A 14,330-nucleotide genomic window follows, 5' to 3' on the forward strand; every position below is an offset into this window, starting at 1 on the left:
GACAGATAACGCTGTAACACGTTATCTGTCCCTTCGTATACGTATAATGCCGGACGAATCCGAGGCTTAGACGATATTAGCGGGAAATGATGTGGATCGGGTGACCCATAACCAGTTCCGCAGCTTCCATCACGATTTCGCCCAAAGTTGGGTGAGCGTGAATAGTCAGAGCCAGATCTTCCAAAGTAGCGCCCATTTCGATTGCAAGGCCAAGCTCAGCAATCAGGTTGGAAGCTTCCAGACCAACGATTTGGCAACCAAGTACAAGGCCGCTTTCTTCGTCAGCAACGATTTTCACGAAACCTTCAGCATGATTCAAAGATACAGCACGGCCATTACCCGCATAAGGGAATTTACCAGCTTTTACTTTGTAGCCTTTTTCTTTGGCTTCTTTTTCTGTGTAACCTACGCTGGAGCACTCAGGGTCTGTGAACACAACTGCAGGCATACATTTGTAGTCAACTACAGACGGTTGTCCTGCGATCGCTTCAGCAGCCACTTTACCTTCATAAGAAGCTTTGTGTGCAAGTGCCAAACCGGATACGATGTCACCGATTGCGAAGATATGCGGGATGCTGGTACGACCTTGGTGGTCAACTTTAACGAATCCACGCTCGTCAACGTCAACACCGATCATGTCAAGACCAAGCTCACCGTCCGTATTTGGACGACGTCCAACAGTAACGAGCAGGTAATCTGCAGTTACTTCTTTGGACTCACCATTTACGGAATATTTAACAGTTACATCTTTGTCCGTTTGCTCAGCACTTTCAGCTTTTGCACCCGTTACGATTTCGATGCCTGTTTTCTTCATGTTTTTAGCCACAAGGCTAGTCATGTCTTTATCGAATCCTGGCAGTACAGTATCCAAACCTTCAATGATGGTTACTTTTGCACCGAATTTGGAATACATTTGACCAAGCTCAGCACCGATATAACCGCCACCGATAACGATCAGGCTTTTTGGTACTTCAGGCAGGTTCAATGCTTCTGTCGAAGACAGAATGCGTCCGCCAAACGGGAAAGGTTTCAGTTCGATTGGACGGGAACCTGTTGCAATGATTGCATTTTTGAATTTGTAACGCGGAGATTCATGATCGTTGAATACACGCGCTTCGTTTTCGTTGATGAACATGCACTCACCGTTGAAAACTTCAACTTTGTTGCCTTTGAGCAAACCAGCTACACCGCCAGTCATTTTCTTAACAACGCCGTTTTTGAATTCTTGAGTTTTGCCGAAATCCACTTTTACGTTCTCAGCGGAGATACCGAATGCGTCGCCGTGAAGAGCATTCTCATATTGATGTGCAGCCGAGATCAGGGCTTTGGATGGGATACATCCGCGGTTCAAACATACGCCGCCAAGCTCGGATTTGTCTACGATCAATACGCTTTGGCCCAGTTGAGCAGCGCGGATGGCAGCTACATAGCCGCCAGGACCCGCACCAATTACTAATGTGTCGATATTGAGAGAAGCGTCGCCTACTACCATATCTTACACCTCCATAACAAGCAGCTCAGGGTTAGCGAGCAGCTGTTTAATGTAGTTCATAAAGTTTTGTGCTGTTGCGCCATCGATGATACGGTGGTCGAAGCTCAGGGAAAGAGCCATTACAGGTGCTGCAACGACTTCGCCGTTTTTGATAACCGCTTTTTCGCTGATGCGTCCAGTTCCGAGAATAGCAACTTCAGGGAAGTTGATGATCGGAGTGAAGAACATACCGCCTGCAGAACCGATGTTACTGATGGAGATTGTGCTTCCTCTCATTTCGTTAGCACTCAATTTGCCGTCGCGGCCACGAGCTGCCAGATCACGGATGGAATCAGCAATCATCCAGATGGATTTACGATCAGCATCTTTGATAACAGGAACGATCAAGCCGTTGTCTGTATCTGTAGCGATACCGATGTTGTAGTATTTTTTGTAAACAATTTCGTTAGCTTCTTCATCGATCATAGCGTTCAAAGCAGGGAATTGACGGGAAGCTGCTACCAATGCTTTAACGATGAATGGCAGATAAGTTACTTTTGTTCCTTTTTTCTCTGCAATTGGTTTCATGCGAGTACGGAAAGCAACCAGTTCAGTTACGTCCACTTCGTCCATGATTGTAACGTGAGGTGCAGTGTAAGCCGATTTAACCATTGCATTGGAGATCGCTTTACGGATACCTTTGAATGGTACGCGTTCTTCTTCAAGGCGTTGATCAGCTGAAGCTGCTGCCGGTGCTGCGGATTTTTTCTCCTCTTGAGCCGGAGCTGCGGAAGAAGCCGCTGCGGATTGACCGCCACCATTTTTGAAGGATTCCACATCTTCTTTGGTTACTTTACCGTTGTTGCCAGTGCCGTTAACCTGAGCGATGTCTACGCCTTGTTCGCGAGCAAATTTGCGCACGCTTGGTGTTGCCAGAACGTCTTTGGCAGGTACTGCCGGAACGCCGTTGTTGCCGCCTTCTTTGGCTGCATCGGAGCTGGATGCTGCTGCAGAAGAACCGCTTGTATCAGCTCCACCTTGAGCTGCGTCTTTTTCTTGCTCGCCTTGATCGCCAGCTGGAGCGTCGTCTTGCTCTGGAAGCTCGCCTTCAGCATCGATAACAGCAACAACTTCGCCTACGTGGCATACTTGACCATCTTTTGCGAACACTTCTGTTACTGTTCCGTTTACCGGACAAGGTACTTCTACAACCGCTTTGTCGTTCTGTACTTCCATGATGATATCGTCGTCAGTTACTTTATCACCGACTTTGATATGCATTTTGATGATTTCGCCTTCGTGCAGGCCTTCGCCTAGTTCAGGGAATTTGTATTCAAATTTAGCCAACTGAAAAACCTCCTTGATTATCTGCTCAATCCTGAAAACAACCCTTAACTCCATGAAAACAACCGTTACTGCTAAAGCAAATAACTGTTACTTAAGGGGCTAATGGCTGTTTTCAGTGCAGCTTGCGCTGCGGTGTGAATCACCATACTGCGCCTTGCGGCATGTCAGATGATTGAATTATTAAAATTCTACGACTTTCTTAACCGCAGCAACGATGCGTGCTGGGTTAGGAAGCCATGTATCTTCGATTTGTGCGAATGGATATACAGTATCCGGACCAGCTACACGCAGAACCGGAGCTTCCAAGTGCAGGATCGCTTTTTCATTGATTTGGGCAATGACTTCAGCTGCAACCCCTGCGCTCTTCTGAGCTTCCTGTACAACAATTGCACGGTTGGTTTTCTTAATGGAAGCAACGATGGTATCAATATCGATCGGGCTAACCGTACGAAGGTCGATAACTTCAACGTTAATTCCTTGTTTTTCAAGCTCTTCTGCTGCTTTCACAGAAGTGTGAACCATCATACCGTAAGTAACGATGGTTACATCAGAACCTTCACGAACAACGTTCGCTTTACCCAGTTCTACAGTGTAATCTTCTTCAGGCACTTCTGCACGGAAAGCATGGTACAGGTTCAGGTGCTCCATGAAGAATACAGGGTCGTTGTCGCGAATCGAAGCGATCATCAGACCTTTTGCATCGTAAGGGTTGGAAGGAATAACAACTTTGATACCTGGAGTTTGCGCAAGCAGACCTTCCAGGGCATCTGTGTGCAATTCTGCCGCTTTTACACCGCCACCGAATGGTGTACGGAATACGATTGGAGAATTGTATTTACCACCAGAACGGTAACGCATACGAGCTGCTTGAACTACCATTTGGTCGAGTGCTTCAAAGATAAAACCAACGAACTGGATTTCGGCAACTGGACGGAAGCCTTGTACACCAAGACCTACAGCCAGACCACCAATAGCGGATTCAGCAAGTGGTGTATCAAATACACGCTCTTCGCCAAATTCTTTTTGGAGACCTTCCGTTACACGGAAAACGCCACCTACATTACCTACGTCTTCACCGAAAAGCAGAACGTTAGGATCGCGTTTCAATTCAACGCGAAGCGCATCACGGATTGCTTCTTTCATGTTCATTTGTGCCATTTGCTTCATTTCCTCCTTAAACATTGACAGTTCACATTTGAATTCATACATGTATACCGAGACCCCGGAATCCGTCCCGGATGTTTATGCTTTATCGGAAAAAACTTATTGGAAATCAGCTTTTTGCTCTTCCAAGTGCTTAGGCGTTTGCTCGAACATGCTGTCGATCAAGCCTGGAATTGTCATTTTCTCGGTTTTTTCCGCTTTTTTGATCTCTTCGTTCACTTTAGCTTTTGCTTCTTCTTTCACACGTGCTGTATCTTCTTCAGTCCACAGACCTTTTTTCTCCAGATATTTAGCAAAACGTGCGATTGGATCTTTTGCATTCCATTCTGCCTCTTCTTCTTTTGTACGATATTTGGAAGCATCGTCAGAAAGGGAGTGAGGACGGAAACGGTAAGTAACAGCTTCGATCAGAGTTGCGCCTTCGCCATTACGGCCGCGTTCAGCAGCTTCCTGAACAGCTTTGATAACTGCGAAGATATCCATACCGTCAACTTTAACACCTTTGATTCCTGCTGCTACCGCTTTATGAGCGATGGACAGAGCTGCCGTTTGTTTGGCAAAAGGAGTTGTGATGGCATAACCATTGTTCTGTACGAAGAAGATAACAGGCAGCTTGTAAACACCAGCATAGTTCAGACCTTCATAGAAGTCACCTTCGGAAGAACCGCCATCACCTGTGTAAGTAATAACAACTTGTTTTTGTTTCTTCAATTTGTAACCCATAGCAATACCCATTGCGTGCAGAATTTGTGCACCAATGATGATTTGCGGCATCAATACATTAACGCCATCCGGAATTTGTCCACCATGTTGGTGACCACGGGAGTACAAGAATGCTTGATAAAGAGGAAGTCCGTGCCACACGAGTTGCGGAATGTCGCGATAGCCTGGAGCAATAAAGTCTTCTTTCTCAAGTGCAAACTCACTACCAACCATTGTTGCTTCTTGTCCAGATACTGGAGCATAGAAACCAAGACGACCTTGACGGCCCAGGTTTACTGCACGGTCATCCCAAGTACGGGTAAATACCATGCGGTACATAATTTCTTTTAATTGATCGTCGGAAAGTTTAGGCATCATGTCTTTGTTTACAATTTCGCCGTCAGGAGACAGCACGGACAGAGCTTCTACATCCTCCGTATACACTTCATAAGGAACCTTGCTCATTTTTTTCTTCACCTCAACAAAAAATTTGAATATCAAGTTCCGCTGTTATAATATTATTATACACCTGTTTCACTGCATACGTCAAAGATATCCGTAATTTTTTTATGTTTCCTTCCGGATTGTATGTATAACAGGGGCTTAATATTGGTATAACAGCATAATACATGATTGCGTGTTTGACCTATCCCCGCACAAGGTTAATCTTACCGTATTGCGCGGACGAATGCAAAAATAAACCGAGAAAGGTGACGTTTTATGACGGATTCCCGCTATTTGAAACGTACGATTGTAAAGGAAGAGATCGATAGCCGCTATCTTGGAGAGAAGCGTACACTTCGAATTTATCTTCCGCCAGGCTATAACGAATTGCTCAGTTACCCTGTCGTTTATTGTCAGGACGGCGAAGAATTCTTCAACTTTGGGCGAATCGCCACGACTGCCAACCGGATCATTCTTGACGAGGGTGCAGAACCTTTCATTATTGTGGGTGTTCAAGTTGATGTTTCGGTCAGAACCCAGGAGTATGCTCCCTTCGGAAATCGGTTCAAAGCGTATACCGCATGCTTTGCTGAAGAGATTATTCCCTACATTGAAGAGAAATATCCTGTACGACGCTCACCACAGGAACGTTTGCTCGCCGGCGATTCCCTTGGAGGCAGTGTTTCACTGCATCTCGCCCTGCTCTATCCTGATCTGTTTACACGAGTCATTAGCTTGTCTGGAGCCTTCTACTCCGCCTCTCAGGAAATTTATGCGGCTGAAGAAGACCTGTCCTGGCTATCCATTTGGATGATTGTCGGGCTGCAGGAAACTGCGTTTGAAGCAGATACCGGCACATATGATTTTGTTCAATTGAACAGGGATACTCGTGATTTGCTGGAGAAACGCGGTGCTCTCGTCTCTTATCGAGAAAAAGACGGACACCACCAATGGGGATTCTGGCAAAAAGAACTTCCTGAGGCATTGCTTTATTACCTTCAGGAAAGCTAGTTTACTAAGAAACACATGCGGCTGAAAATGCCGCTATTTTCTTAACCTTTTATGACACCGCTTACATAGAGATTCAAAAAAAAGCAGGAATCTCCTGCTTGCATAAGCCTGTTGCTGTTTTTTTTCAGCCAATTCAGTAATGGTATAAGAATTTAAGCGAGTGAATGATCCTTTTGGATCCGCTCCAGGAGTACATTACATCCCGCATCTACCAGCCTGTACACCTCTTCAAAGTTACCCGTAAAGTAAGGATCAGGAACTTCGCGTAATGATTCATTCGGTAGCAAGTCCATGAATTTTAAAATATCCGCTTCGGCTCCGCCTGCAATCTTACGCACGTTGGCCACGTTGGAGTCATCCATGCAGACAATATAATCAAACTGCTGGAAGTCAGCACTTCCGAATTGTCTCGCAGCCATATTGGCATAAGAAATCTGGTATGTATCCAGCAGATTCCGTGTCCCTTCATGCGGCGGCTTGCCGATATGCCAATCTCCCGTACCAGCCGAGTCCACCTGAATCTGGTGATTGAGACCACGCTCTTCTATTTTGTGGCGTAATACTGCTTCTGCCATCGGTGAACGACAAATGTTACCGAGACAAACGAACAAAACTTGTATCATGTTTACTCCCCCTTGCTTAACGTACGATTTAAGGCTCCTTGTGTGGTTTGTGTTGGAGTAGCGTCTGCACTTACCAATGAACGGCGAGGAAGTTTCCATTTATAATGTACGGAACACATCCGGAATAATACAACAGCTGCAAAACATATCAACAGACCCACATTCGAGGTAAACCATCCCATGCCTATTGCAAATCCAGCTAACATAGCCCATACTGCATAGATTTCATCACGCAGTACAAGCGGCTTGCGACCTGCCAGCAAATCACGAATGATCCCCCCACCGATACCGGTCAACACTGCTGCAACGATTACCGCACTGATGGGATGCCCCATATTGGCAGCATACAGTCCGCCTTGTATGGCAAACGCAGCTAGCCCTATCGCATCAAACAGCGCCTCTGTCCGCTTCCAGTGACCAATCCATTTTAGCGGCAACAAAAACGCAACAGCGACAGATACCAGAGCAAGCATGATTAGTGCACCTTGGCTCCATAGTGTAGTGACAGGTACCCCGATTAATACATTACGAATAACACCACCACCAAAGGCCGTCACGAGCCCCAACACAAGTACACCTAAAATATCATATTCCTCTTCCATAGCCACGAAAGCACCTGACATTGCAAAAGCAATGGTGCCTATAATGCTGAACACTTCAAAAATGTGCAAGTCCAACCTGTTCAAACCTCACTTTTCAAGTCATCTCCATGTCGCTCTCCCCATTGTATCCGCGAGGACTGAAATTGTGCAACCACATTTTGTGTTTTATACTGATAGCATTCGTGAATAATATAAATTGATGTTATACTTTCTACATTAATAGGAAGGATGAATGGAATGACTACGAAACGCATTGTAATTTTTACAGGCGGAGCCCTCTCTCCTCAATTTCTTGAAGAAATCAAGCAGGACGACATTGTTATCGCAGCCGATCGGGGAGCATTGTATTTAATTGAACATGGCGTAAAGCCTCATATAGCTGTTGGGGATTTTGATTCCATTACAGAGCAGGAATTCCTAATGGTACGCGAGAATAGTGAACGCATGATAACGGTTGATCCTGTTGCCAAGGACTGGACTGACACTGAAATGGCTTTTGAGACAGCGCTTGAGCACGAACCTACCCATATTCTGATGCTTGGAGCTACAGGAACACGACTGGATCACACTTTGGCCAATGTACATATTATGGTTCGTGCCATGCAGCACCATGTGTTCTGTACAATCCAGGATAAGCACAACTATATGATGCTGACCACATCCAAAGTAGAGGTGAACGACCGGGGTTATGAGTACATCTCCTTGCTTCCTCTGACTCCTGAAGTTACCGGAATCACGTTGGATGGCTTCTTGTATCCTCTTGATAAAGCCACGATTCGAATGGGACAATCCCTGGGAATAAGTAATAAACTGCTCGGCGCATCAGGTACTGTCTCCATAGATAGTGGACTATTGCTAATTATTCAGAGTAAGGACTAACATTCTTCACGGTAGAGTTATTACGTTTTTGTAACCTGAGATTTTTACGAGATTACACGTATAAATTACGAAAGACCCTTGATAATCAAGGGTCTTTTCTGTTTGTCTGCGGAAAGTTATTAGTCAACGATTAATTTTTTGACATTTTTAATTGTTTTTTAATAAAGAAACCCAAACCTAGGCGGGATAAGGGATTATCACGTTGTATCCAATTTCTAGGCAGTTACAAACCTGTTATACTCGCTCTAGCAACTTAACGAAAACGAATTTTGGAGGTAATAACAACATGAAAACAAACATCTTTGTCCAAAAGGCCGTAACCGTAGGGTTGTGCGCTACACTAGGTTTTGGAGCTGTATTAATGACAAATGCACCTGTTGCACAAGCAGCAACTGCATCTGTATCGACAGGACAACAAATTGTAAACTACGGCAAAAAATTTACGGGAACACCTTATAAATTTGGCGCGTCAACATCAACTACAAAGTACTTTGACTGCTCATCATTTATGAAATACATCTTTAAAAAATATGGTGTGAGCTTGCCACGTACGTCGGTTAAGCAATCTAAAGAAGGTAAAGCTGTCTCCAAGGCAAACCTGCGTGTAGGAGACTTGGTATTCTTCTCAAGCGGCAGCCGTTCCACAGGATCAAACGTAACACACGTTGCTGTTTATGCAGGGAATGGTAAAATTCTGCACACTTACGGCTCTCCGGGCGTAACGATCTCGGATCTGAATTCCGGTACTTGGAAAAGAACATATGTTAAGTCTCGCCGTGTACTGTAGTTCAGGAAACTTGCATTAAAGACAGGCAGTTGGGACCGGATCTTGGATCCGGTCCTTTTATATTTACCCGTATTTCTCTGATACATAAACTTGTATATTACGGTAATTAGATGATTGATTGATATCTCCGATCACGAATCGGTATGAAGCATGTATCCAATTCCACGAACCGTTTGAATCAGTTTGATGTCTCTCCCTTTATCCACCTTGACCCGCAAATGTTTAATGTACACATCCACTACGTTGGTATCCATCGCAAAATCATAACCCCATACTTCTCTTAATATCACGCTTCGAGTACATGCCTCATTCACATGTCTCGCTAGAAATTCCAGCAGCTCATATTCTTTTGGCGTCAGCATCAGGTATTCTCCTGCACGGCTAACCCTGCGTGAACGCAAGTTTACCTTAAGATCATGTACGACGATGACTTCCTCGTCCATTTGGACTGCATTCGCAAACACCCGAAGCAAATTTCGTATTCTGGCCATCATGACCTTCCATTGAATGGGTTCAACGATCACATCGTTTACGCCCTGATCGAGCCAAGCCACAACCTGTTCAGGGGGGATTGGAGATGTAATCACAATGATGGGAACACTGCCTTCCTTTTGCTCCAGTAGACAGTGCAGTTCCTCACCAATTTTATGATCATGATTCTCTTCCATCACCCGGATAACCATACTGCAGGTTGTTAGTTGAAACTCCTGTTCACGATACAGATCTTCCCATGTGCTATCGAGAACGGTGTAACCCTCAGCGCATAAGACTTCCTTGATCTCGTTCGTTCGTTCTTTTACACCAATCAGTAAAATGGATGTTTTCATTTTGTTCACCCGGCCTGTCTCAAACCGCTGCCAAGCCATTGGACCGTGTTTTTCGTTACCAATCCCTTCCTGCTGGACAGCAGTATGCTGCATGTTGTGTGTTTAGCATGCCATAAAATGAAAAAGTCCATTCCTGAAAGGAATAGACTTGAACATCCGTTATTAACCTTACCCAAAATATCGGTGAACGAGTGTACGCGCTTCAGCGGTGTCCTTCGTTCCATGAACCAATACCCGTCCATCCTGAAAAATAACCATTCGATGGGCCCCTGTCGTGAATGAAACCAGGAAAGGGTTAACTTCCACAGGACCTTCATCCAATCTGCGCAATCGCTCAGACGTATCATGCAGATCCAGCTTCATTGGACGAGATGGACGAATTTGCACCGTATCCCTTCCGCATAAAACATCGGTTTTCTCCAAATTGGCCGCGGAGAGATAAGGATATGTTGCGGCTTCACCACAGGAAGGGCAATCTGCTTTTTTGGCACCGTCCACATTGATAGATATGTATTCATTACGCCATACATCAAATGACAACAGCTTTTGCCGCAATGCATGTCCATTTCCACTTAGAAGTTTCATGGCTTCCGCTGTCTGGTTGGCGGTTACCATCTGCACGGCCTGAGGAATAATGCCTGATGTATCACAGGTATCCCCGCCAAGCGGAACCTCTCCAAGCAAACAATTCAGACAGGGAGTCTCTCCTGGCAGGAAGGTGTACGTAATTCCGTAGCTCCCCACACATCCCCCATAAATCCACGGAATGCGATATTTCTGGGACATATCATTAATCAGCAGCCTCGTATCAAAATTGTCTGTTGCATCCATAATCAGGTCTGCGTTTTGAATTAAATCCTCAAGCTCATCTACGCGGACATCCATCACTTTACCTTCAATGACAACAGAGGAATTGATATCCGACAGACGTTTCTCCGCTGCCATCGCCTTGGGCATTCGCTGAACAGCATCCTGTTCAATATAGAGCTGCTGCCGCTGCAAATTGCTCCATTCCACATAATCCCGGTCCGCAATGGTAACGTGTCCAATGCCTGAACGTACCAAAGTCTCCGCGATACCGGTTCCCAATGCACCGGCTCCCACGATCACGACTCTGCTGTTGTTTAGTCTTTTCTGACCTTCCTTGCCAAGCGGTGCATATCGTTCCTGTCTGGAATAACGATTGCTCTGCTCGGTTGATTTTGTCTCGTCTATCATGTATGAACCATTCCTTCCGCCGGACTGCTGGCTGCCGCATAACGCTTAATGGGTATCATGCCTGCCTCATAAGCCAGTCTGCCCGCTTCAACTCCCATCCGCATTGCTTTTGCCATATTAACCGGATCTCCCGAACCGGACACAGCGGTGTTCAACAGCACACCGTCCGCACCAAGCTCCATGGCATAAGCAGCATCTTTGGGTGAACGTAACCCTGCATCTACAATAACAGGAACAACAGCCTGCTCAATAATGATCTCCAGATTATATGGATTAATAATACCTCTTCCTGCTCCGATCGGTGAAGCACCAGGCATCACCGCATGAACACCGAGCAGCTGCAGCCGTTTGGCCAGGATCACATCATCCGAAATATAAGGCAATACGATAAATCCTTTTTCCAACAGAATCTCGCAAGCCTTGTACGTTTCAATCGGGTCAGGCAGCAGCGTAATTCCATCCCCGATCACTTCAACTTTTATCATATCACAAAGTCCTGAAGCCCGGGCAAGTTCAGCTGTGCGTACTGCCTCTTCTGCCGTCGAAGCTCCCGCGGTATTAGGCAGTAATGTATATCGTTTCAGGTCGAGTGTATCAAGGAAGTGGCGCTTACCGCGCTCTTCCAGGTTCAGACGTCGAACGGCAAATGTCAAAACTTCTGTTCCGGATGCTTCTACAGCTTGACTCTGTATATCCAGATCTTCGAATTTGCCCGTACCCAGCAATAACCTTGAATTAAATGAATGATGTCCAATTTTCAACATGATTTAACCGCCTCCCACAAAATGTACGATCTCGATTCGATCTCCGTCTCTTAATACGGTTGTAGCGTGATTCTCACGCATCAAAATTTGGCGATTTAACTCCACCACCACAGTTTTAACTTGTAGATTGAAGGAATGCAGCAATTGATCTACACGATTTAAATGGTCTTCAACCTCCATGCTTTGCCCGTTAACGATGATATTCACTGCATGATCTCCTTTCTGCTCAACCTTTCCGGACACAGCTCTTCAATGCCGAGCTCCTCCGAAGTATGACCGCCAATCAAATTAGCCATCAGTCTGCCGGTTATTGCACTAAGCAAAATTCCGTTGCGGTAATGTCCAAATGCGGTGTATAGACCCGGTATGCTTTCACAAGCACCGATATAAGGCAACCCGTCAGGCGTCGATGGCCTAACCCCTGCCCAAGCGCGCAAATATTGGGCTTGCCCTATGCCAGGAACCCAGCTTGCTGCGGATGCGAGCAGCTGTTGTATACCTTCAACGGTAACGATCTGATCCGAACGTCCAGGTAAACTGGTAGCTCCTATCCAGACTTCGCCATTTGCTTTCGGGACAATATACACATTATCTGCATAGACTGTCTTGTCCGGTCTGTAACCTGTGTCATGATCTGCAAACCGGACTGCAGCAATTTCGCCCTTCACCGGGAGAACCGGCAGATTCAGACCTGCCTGTTTTATCAGTTCTCCTCCCTGGAGACCAGCTGCAATAATGACATGCTTACACGTCATTATTCCAATGGACGTGTCCACGCCCTGCACTCTATTCGCTTCCACATTCAGCCTTACATTCTGCACACCTTCTATAACTTTAGCTCCCAGCGTTTGAGCAGCCCTGGCGTAGGCACGCGCCAGATTGACAGGGAGAACCTCACTTTCTGACGGTCTGTACAGAGCTCCGTGCGCTTCTTCACTGATCCATGGGGCTCGATGTTGAAGAATGGAACGATCCCACCACACATGCTCTGTTGTCAAATCACCGCTTCTCTTGTCTCTATAATTGTTCATTTCGTTTTCCTGACGAAATGGTGTAATAAATCCATGCTGCTGCAGGCCAATGTCAATTCCACTGAGTGCACTAATGTGTTCTGTTTGCTGGTAAAGCAGCGCTTTGCTTTCATGTGCCAGTTTGGTCAAGACTGGGGAATGGAATTCCTCGCTGTCCGAAGCCAGCATTCCGGCTGCTGCACAAGACGTTCCTCCTGCAATACGTGAACGCTCAACCAGTATCACTTCCTTGCCCTGTGAAGCCAGCTCATACGCTATGGCACAACCAATAACGCCGCCGCCCACTACAATGGTTTCCGCATGAAGCTTGCCCCGGATTTCTCCGCGTATTTGGCTCGAATAGGCTGTTCCAGTTCTGTACAGACTTCCACTTCGACTGCGACTTCTTGCTTCTTCGCTCATCCATTCATCTCCTTGATTCGGCTAAGTTCTCCAGCGTTCAATTGCCTGCCGCAAGGCAGCTCCTGCTACCTTCGGATTTTCACTCGCCCATAATGATGATATTACGGCAACTCCACTTGCCCCTGCCGCACGCACAGCATTAATATTTGCTGGTTCAATGCCGCCAATGGCAATAATCGGAATCGAAACCGCTGAACATACCTCGTTTAGCGCGGATAGTCCTCTCGGCTTGAACCCTGGTTTGCTGCCAGAAGAAAACACGTGGCCATAAAAGAGATAATCCGCACCTCGTTCTTCAGCTTCCTTTGCTTCACTTAGAGAATGAACAGATACGCCGAGCCGAAGTCGATTGGTTGTATTTAAAGAAGAACTGTCAGCACTGGCCAAGTCGTATTGACTCCAATGAACTCCTTGTATGCATTGATGTTTATTCAGCTCATTCAGACCATTGATGACAATACGCTCCATAGGGATTCCCTCGTCGTGCAAGCTATACGCCCACTCCATCTTCTGTCCATCCGATAAGTGCTTCTCCCGAATGTGTATATAGTCAAAAGATGGCCATACCTCTTTGGCAGTTTTTACAAAACGTTGTTTATCACCTGTACCTGGTGAAACTGCATGCAGTTCAAATGAACGTGAATTCACATGTTTATGAGAGTTTGTCGTGTGGGTTCGTCTCCTCTCCATAGCAATATGTACAACAAAAAAAGCCACTCCCGTAGGGGAGTGGCCGCGAAGTCAAGTCCTGTTAGTTAATGACCGTTACATGCCATTTGCACATGTTACAAGCTATTGGATCATAGCTGTAATCTATACATAATATCTGCATGCTTTGTACATGTGGGCACTCACATTCGCTACAACAATCGAATTTGCTTGCCCATGTCATTCACTGAAACGCGCCACTTCCCTACGCTGGTATAACCCAGATCAGGTGCAAAGGGTCCGGAATCGCATCATTCCATCTCAGCCGCAACGTGCGGCCCCCCCAGTGTTCATATGAAGTTGTAGCCTATGTTACCATAGACACCTTTTTTTGTCACCGTTCATTTTTT

15 protein-coding genes and 1 riboswitch are annotated in these 14,330 nt (G+C 45.9%); of the genes, 3 read left to right on the top strand and 12 right to left on the bottom strand.

Going from position 1 to position 14,330, the window contains the following annotated elements:
• Nucleotides 1–76 precede the first annotated feature (76 nt).
• The 4 genes from lpdA to pdhA form a co-directional block, all read right to left on the bottom strand.
• A complete protein-coding gene (gene lpdA / locus AAIH57_RS08165; protein WP_175399011.1) occupies nucleotides 77–1,492 on the bottom strand; it encodes a dihydrolipoyl dehydrogenase in 1,416 nt (471 codons plus the stop codon).
• Nucleotides 1,493–1,495: 3 nt separating this feature from the next.
• Entirely contained in the window at nucleotides 1,496–2,818 is a 1,323-nt protein-coding gene (locus AAIH57_RS08170) for a dihydrolipoamide acetyltransferase family protein (RefSeq protein WP_430021219.1), read from the bottom strand.
• Nucleotides 2,819–2,998: 180 nt separating this feature from the next.
• The gene (locus AAIH57_RS08175) at nucleotides 2,999–3,976 is read right to left on the bottom strand and encodes an alpha-ketoacid dehydrogenase subunit beta (RefSeq protein WP_175399013.1); all 978 of its coding nucleotides are present in this window, start codon (nucleotides 3,974–3,976) and stop codon (nucleotides 2,999–3,001) included.
• Between the two features lie 105 nt (nucleotides 3,977–4,081).
• Nucleotides 4,082–5,149 carry a pyruvate dehydrogenase (acetyl-transferring) E1 component subunit alpha gene (gene pdhA / locus AAIH57_RS08180; RefSeq protein ID WP_175399014.1) on the bottom strand — a complete coding sequence of 356 codons (1,068 nt, stop codon included), beginning with the start codon at nucleotides 5,147–5,149 and terminating at the stop codon, nucleotides 4,082–4,084.
• Between the two features lie 255 nt (nucleotides 5,150–5,404).
• Between pdhA and AAIH57_RS08185 the strand changes: the two genes are divergently transcribed.
• A complete protein-coding gene (locus AAIH57_RS08185) occupies nucleotides 5,405–6,139 on the top strand; it encodes an alpha/beta hydrolase (protein ID WP_175399015.1) in 735 nt (244 codons plus the stop codon).
• Between the two features lie 152 nt (nucleotides 6,140–6,291).
• Here the strand turns inward: AAIH57_RS08185 and AAIH57_RS08190 are convergent, their stop codons facing one another.
• Nucleotides 6,292–6,762 carry a low molecular weight protein-tyrosine-phosphatase gene (locus tag AAIH57_RS08190; RefSeq protein ID WP_430021220.1) on the bottom strand — a complete coding sequence of 157 codons (471 nt, stop codon included), beginning with the start codon at nucleotides 6,760–6,762 and terminating at the stop codon, nucleotides 6,292–6,294.
• Between the two features lie 2 nt (nucleotides 6,763–6,764).
• A complete protein-coding gene (locus AAIH57_RS08195; protein WP_175399165.1) occupies nucleotides 6,765–7,433 on the bottom strand; it encodes a trimeric intracellular cation channel family protein in 669 nt (222 codons plus the stop codon).
• Between the two features lie 168 nt (nucleotides 7,434–7,601).
• Here AAIH57_RS08195 and AAIH57_RS08200 point away from each other — a divergent pair, with 168 nt between their 5' ends.
• Nucleotides 7,602–8,243 (top strand): thiamine diphosphokinase, encoded by a 642-nt coding sequence (locus AAIH57_RS08200; protein WP_430021221.1) that lies wholly within the window; start codon nucleotides 7,602–7,604, stop codon nucleotides 8,241–8,243.
• A gap of 286 nt (nucleotides 8,244–8,529) precedes the next feature.
• A complete protein-coding gene (locus tag AAIH57_RS08205) occupies nucleotides 8,530–9,030 on the top strand; it encodes a C40 family peptidase (protein WP_430021222.1) in 501 nt (166 codons plus the stop codon).
• Nucleotides 9,031–9,161: 131 nt separating this feature from the next.
• Here the strand turns inward: AAIH57_RS08205 and AAIH57_RS08210 are convergent, their stop codons facing one another.
• From AAIH57_RS08210 to AAIH57_RS08235, 6 genes are all read right to left on the bottom strand, one after another.
• Nucleotides 9,162–9,950: a winged helix-turn-helix domain-containing protein gene (locus tag AAIH57_RS08210; RefSeq protein WP_430021223.1), complete on the bottom strand. Its 789-nt coding sequence runs from the start codon at nucleotides 9,948–9,950 to the stop codon at nucleotides 9,162–9,164.
• Between the two features lie 75 nt (nucleotides 9,951–10,025).
• On the bottom strand, nucleotides 10,026–11,075 hold the full coding sequence (locus AAIH57_RS08215) for a ThiF family adenylyltransferase (RefSeq protein ID WP_430021224.1): 1,050 nt from the start codon (nucleotides 11,073–11,075) through the stop codon (nucleotides 10,026–10,028).
• Nucleotides 11,072–11,839 carry a thiazole synthase gene (locus tag AAIH57_RS08220; protein WP_175399021.1) on the bottom strand — a complete coding sequence of 256 codons (768 nt, stop codon included), beginning with the start codon at nucleotides 11,837–11,839 and terminating at the stop codon, nucleotides 11,072–11,074. Before AAIH57_RS08220 ends, AAIH57_RS08215 begins: the two co-directional genes overlap by 4 nt.
• A gap of 3 nt (nucleotides 11,840–11,842) precedes the next feature.
• A complete protein-coding gene (gene thiS, locus AAIH57_RS08225) occupies nucleotides 11,843–12,046 on the bottom strand; it encodes a sulfur carrier protein ThiS (protein ID WP_175399022.1) in 204 nt (67 codons plus the stop codon).
• Nucleotides 12,043–13,272, bottom strand: a complete 1,230-nt coding sequence (gene thiO / locus AAIH57_RS08230) for a glycine oxidase ThiO (RefSeq protein ID WP_430021225.1) — start codon at nucleotides 13,270–13,272, stop codon at nucleotides 12,043–12,045. Before thiO ends, thiS begins: the two co-directional genes overlap by 4 nt.
• Before the next feature lie 21 nt (nucleotides 13,273–13,293).
• On the bottom strand, nucleotides 13,294–13,962 hold the full coding sequence (locus AAIH57_RS08235; RefSeq protein ID WP_430021226.1) for a thiamine phosphate synthase: 669 nt from the start codon (nucleotides 13,960–13,962) through the stop codon (nucleotides 13,294–13,296).
• A 203-nt stretch (nucleotides 13,963–14,165) separates the two neighbouring features.
• A riboswitch (TPP riboswitch) is annotated at nucleotides 14,166–14,275 on the bottom strand.
• Nucleotides 14,276–14,330 lie beyond the last annotated feature (55 nt).

Origin of the sequence: Paenibacillus sp. MABNR03 (genome assembly GCF_050455445.1) — a bacterium.
Classification (GTDB): Bacteria; Bacillota; Bacilli; order Paenibacillales; family Paenibacillaceae; genus Paenibacillus; species Paenibacillus xylanilyticus.

Bases quoted from the DNA above. Each gene is read 5' to 3' on its own strand.
- lpdA (WP_175399011.1), bottom strand. From the start codon at position 1,492: ATGGTAGTAGGCGACGCTTCTCTCAATATCGACACATTAGTAATTGGT.
- AAIH57_RS08175 (WP_175399013.1), bottom strand. From the start codon at position 3,976: ATGGCACAAATGAACATGAAAGAAGCAATCCGTGATGCGCTTCGCGTT.
- pdhA (WP_175399014.1), bottom strand. From the start codon at position 5,149: ATGAGCAAGGTTCCTTATGAAGTGTATACGGAGGATGTAGAAGCTCTG.
- AAIH57_RS08185 (WP_175399015.1), top strand. From the start codon at position 5,405: ATGACGGATTCCCGCTATTTGAAACGTACGATTGTAAAGGAAGAGATC.
- AAIH57_RS08190 (WP_430021220.1), bottom strand. From the start codon at position 6,762: ATGATACAAGTTTTGTTCGTTTGTCTCGGTAACATTTGTCGTTCACCG.
- AAIH57_RS08200 (WP_430021221.1), top strand. From the start codon at position 7,602: ATGACTACGAAACGCATTGTAATTTTTACAGGCGGAGCCCTCTCTCCT.
- AAIH57_RS08205 (WP_430021222.1), top strand. From the start codon at position 8,530: ATGAAAACAAACATCTTTGTCCAAAAGGCCGTAACCGTAGGGTTGTGC.
- AAIH57_RS08210 (WP_430021223.1), bottom strand. From the start codon at position 9,950: ATGCAGCATACTGCTGTCCAGCAGGAAGGGATTGGTAACGAAAAACAC.
- AAIH57_RS08215 (WP_430021224.1), bottom strand. From the start codon at position 11,075: ATGATAGACGAGACAAAATCAACCGAGCAGAGCAATCGTTATTCCAGA.
- AAIH57_RS08220 (WP_175399021.1), bottom strand. From the start codon at position 11,839: ATGTTGAAAATTGGACATCATTCATTTAATTCAAGGTTATTGCTGGGT.
- thiO (WP_430021225.1), bottom strand. From the start codon at position 13,272: ATGAGCGAAGAAGCAAGAAGTCGCAGTCGAAGTGGAAGTCTGTACAGA.
- AAIH57_RS08235 (WP_430021226.1), bottom strand. From the start codon at position 13,962: ATGGAGAGGAGACGAACCCACACGACAAACTCTCATAAACATGTGAAT.